This is a genomic window from Azonexus sp. (assembly GCF_036170495.1).
In the GTDB taxonomy this organism is placed as follows: domain Bacteria; phylum Pseudomonadota; class Gammaproteobacteria; order Burkholderiales; family Rhodocyclaceae; genus Azonexus.
The window spans coordinates 1-3,932 of the sequence record NZ_JAVHPH010000194.1 but is presented as its reverse complement, the minus strand read 5'-3'; the positions used below and the strand labels follow the sequence as shown (position 1 = coordinate 3,932).

2 protein-coding genes are annotated in these 3,932 nt (G+C 64.2%); one reads left to right on the top strand and one right to left on the bottom strand.

Translation table 11 applies throughout. From position 1 onward, the window contains the following. The first annotated feature begins 270 nt into the window (after window positions 1-270). Window positions 271-2,247, top strand: coding sequence for a dipeptide ABC transporter ATP-binding protein (locus ADADOO_RS06525; protein ID WP_511276035.1), 1,977 nt, complete (start codon window positions 271-273; stop codon window positions 2,245-2,247). Between the two features lies 1 nt (window position 2,248). On the opposite strand, the gene ADADOO_RS06520 is transcribed toward ADADOO_RS06525, so the two are convergent. Then, a complete protein-coding gene (locus ADADOO_RS06520) occupies window positions 2,249-3,772 on the bottom strand; it encodes a transglycosylase SLT domain-containing protein (RefSeq protein ID WP_511276033.1) in 1,524 nt (507 codons plus the stop codon). Window positions 3,773-3,932 lie beyond the last annotated feature (160 nt).

Below are 3,932 nucleotides of genomic sequence, written 5' to 3'. Positions count from 1 at the left end.
TCGCCGCCAACCTGTTCGCCGACGCCGTGCGCGACGCATTCGACCCGAGGGCTGCCTGATGATCCATGATGCCAATACCGGCGCGAATTACTCCCTCCCCTTCAAGGGGAGGGTCGGGGTGGGGATGGGTTACCGAGCATGCGGCCAATTTAGACCCAGCCCCCTGGTGACGCTACTAAGCAACAGACTAAGCCACCAAACAACGGCGGCCAAGTCTCTGCTTATCCTAACCTCCCCCTTGAAGGGGGAGGAATGCATGGTCAGGTCAGCATGCTGAAGGTCGACAACCTCCGCCTCGGCTTCACCGCCGGCAAAAAGACGCTGGCTGCGGTCGACGGCATTTCCTTCGCCATTTCGAAAGGCGAAACCTTCGCCCTGCTCGGCGAATCGGGCTGCGGCAAGTCGGCCACGGCGCAGGGGATCATGCGGCTATTGCCCGCCGCCGGCCGCATCCTCGAAGGCAATGTCGCGCTTGAAGGCGAGCCATTGCTCAGCCTCTCCGAAGCCGACATGCGCGCCTACCGCGGCGGCCGCATGGCGATGATTTTCCAGGAGCCGGCGACCAGCCTCAACCCGGTGCTCACGGTCGGCCGGCAGATCGGCGAAGTCCTCGAACGCCACCTCGACCTGCGCGGCGCGGCAGCGACCGAGCGCATGGTCGACCTGCTGCGTCAGGTCGGCATCGCCGACCCCGAACGCCGCCTGACCGAATACCCGTTCCAGCTTTCCGGCGGCATGAAGCAGCGCGTCATGATTGCCATCGCCCTGGCCGGCGAGCCCGAACTGCTCATCGCCGACGAGCCGACCACCGCCCTCGACGTCACCGTCCAGGCGCAGATTCTCGATTTATTGGCCAAAATTCAGGTTGACCGTGGCATGGGCATGCTGCTCATCACCCACGACCTCGGCGTCGTCGCCCGCATGGCCCACCGCATCGGCGTCATGTACGCCGGCGAACTGGTCGAAGTGGCCAGTCGCGAAGAATTCTTCAGCCAGCCGCGCCATCCCTACACGCAAGCCCTGTTCGAGGCGCTGCCCGACATCTCGCGGCGTGGCCTGCGGCTGACCACCATCCCGGGCCAGGTGCCGTCGCTCGCTGCCATGCCCACTGGTTGCCGCTTCGCCGACCGTTGTTCGCACGTCATGCCGGTCTGCCGCGACGTTTCGCCACCGTGGCGCGAGGTTGCCGACGGCCACACTGTCCGCTGCCACTGGCAGGGCGAGGCGGTAGCGGACGACGGAACGCGCCACGCCGTCACCGAACTCGACATCGATCCCGGCAAACCCTTCCTGCAAGTCGCCAACCTCAAGGTGCATTTCCCGATTCGCAAGGGCTTTCTGCAGCGCACGGTCGGTCACGTTCTTGCGGTCGACGGCGTTTCTCTGGCCATTTCCGCCGGGCGCACGCTCGCCCTGGTTGGCGAATCCGGTTGCGGCAAAACGACGGTCGGCAAGGCGCTGCTCCAGTTGATCCGGCCGACGGCCGGCAGCGTCACACTGGGCGGCACTGAACTGGTCGGTCTCAAGGGCCGGCGTCTGCGTGATGCACGCCGCCACATGCAAATGATTTTCCAGGACCCCTTCGCCTCGCTCAACCCGCGTCTGCGCGTCGGCGAAATCATCGCCGAAGGCATGGGCGCGCTCGGTGTCGAGACCGATTCCGTGGCGCGGGCGGCAGCCGTCGCCGCACTGCTCCAGCAAGTCGGTCTGGCGAGCGAAGCCATCGACCGCTATCCGCACGAATTCTCTGGCGGCCAGCGTCAGCGCATCGCCATCGCCCGTGCCCTCGCTGTGCAGCCGGAACTCCTCATCTGCGACGAACCAACCTCGGCGCTCGACGTTTCGGTGCAGGCGCAAATCCTCAATCTGCTCAAAAAACTGCAGGGCGAACTTGGCATCGCCTACCTGTTCATCACGCACAACTTTGCCGTCGTCGAATATTTGGCCCACGACGTCGCCGTCATGTACCTCGGCCGCATCGTCGAGCAGGGCAGGGCAGAAGAAATCCTGCGTTCGCCGCAGCACCCCTACACGCAAGCACTATTGTCGGCCGTTCCGGCGCCGCATCTCGATAGTCAGGTTCAAGCTATCCGGCTCCCCGGCGAAGCTCCGTCACCGGCTCATCCGCCAAGCGGCTGTCACTTTCATCCGCGTTGCCCGCAGGCGATGGAGGTCTGCCGAATGCGCTATCCGAGCGTGACCGGGGTTTCAGGAGCGCACACCGTCAGCTGCCACCTGGCTGGCTGACCTAGCGGCGTTTGCTGTTCGCTCGCTTGGCCGGCTTTGCCGCGCCAGCTTTGGCCGGTTTGGCGCTGCCGGCTTTTGTGTTGCCATTGCTCGCAGCCCGGGTCGCTGATTTTCCCGACTTGCCCTGTTTGGCGCTGGCGCCACCCGGTTTCCCGGCATCCTTCGACGAGGCTTTGGCGCTCGTTTTGTTAGGGCTCGATTCAGCCCTGCCGCACTTCTTCGCGACGCGCTTCCCCTTGCCAGGTTTGCCGCAGCGCGCCGAGGGTTCCGGCTCGATGATGTGCTGCGGCGTTGAGGTGTTGAGCAGGGTATTGAGGCTGGCCGTGCTGCCGCTGCCCGGGACCAGCAAGGTCGACCCGGCACCAAGGCGGACTCTTTCCGAAAGGCCGTTGGCGCGGGCCAGTTCGCCGGGCGTTGTGGCGAAATTGGCGGCGATGCGGTCCAGTCTTTCCGGTGCCGTCAGTGTGTAGGCCTGCCATTGCGTCAGCGGCGCCTGGGTGTTCTGCAGATTGCTGCGGAAGGCATCCAGCTTGTCGGCGGGGATCACGACCGGCGTCGCTGCTTTGATGACCGGGCGGTTGTGCGACGGGTTGAGGCGCTGGAATTCCTCCTCTGTCATGTTGGCCAGGCGGGCCACGGTCTTGACGTCCATTGGGCGCCGGGTTTCCAGCGTTGCGAAATAGGGCTCGTTGGGAATCATTGGCAGATCAAGCTGGGCGACCAGCGCCGGGTTGCCGAGAATATTTTTGAGCGCTTGCAGCTTGGGCACGTAGTGCCGGGTTTCGTTCGGCATCGTCAGGTTGGGGTAATCGGTCGGCAGGCCGCGCGCCTCGTTCTTGTCGACCGCCCGCTTGACGGCGCCTTCACCCCAGTTATACGACGCCAGCGCCAGATGCCAGTCGCCATGCATCTCGTAGATTGCCTGCAGGTAATCGAGCGCCGCATTGGTCGACGAAACAATATCGCGCCGCTCGTCGTGCCACCAGTTCTGTTCGAGATTGAAACGCTTGCCGGTGGCCGGGATGAACTGCCACAGGCCAGCGGCGTGCGCCGGCGAGTAGGCGTTCGGGTTGAATGAACTTTCCACCATCGGCAGCAAGGCCAGTTCGGTCGGCATGCCGCGCGCCTCGAGTTCTTCCACGATGTAGTGCAGGTAGGGCCGGCTGCGCGCCACCATCCGGCGCAGTGCATCGGGGCGATTCTGGTACCACTGCTGGTAGTAAAGGACCAGATCATCGTTGAGATCGGTCATCGCGAATCCGTTGCGGATGCGCTCCCACAGGTTGGTTGAATGCGCCGTCAGGTCGATGGTGCCGGACAACTGCGGCGCCATGTGTATTTCGTGCACGGTCAACACGTCGTCGGCGACCAGACCCGGTTCGGCGAGCGATGGCATGCTCAGCGAGGGGAAGCTCGCGCCGTCCATGTCTTCGGCGAGCACCGGAGCCGAAAGCGTCAACAGCGCTGTGCCAAGGGTTGCGGCAAAGATTGGGCGGACAAGCGACAGGACGCTGCGCTGCTGCATGAATTGGGCTCCTGGCACTGATGAGGCGACTAAGCCGGCGATTATACCCTGGCGGGGGAAGCCCCTTTTTCGCAGGTGGACTAAAAAGACCAGCCTCAGCTGGTCTTTTGAATGTTGGCGGAGTGGACGGGACTCGAACCCGCGACCCCCGGCGTGACAG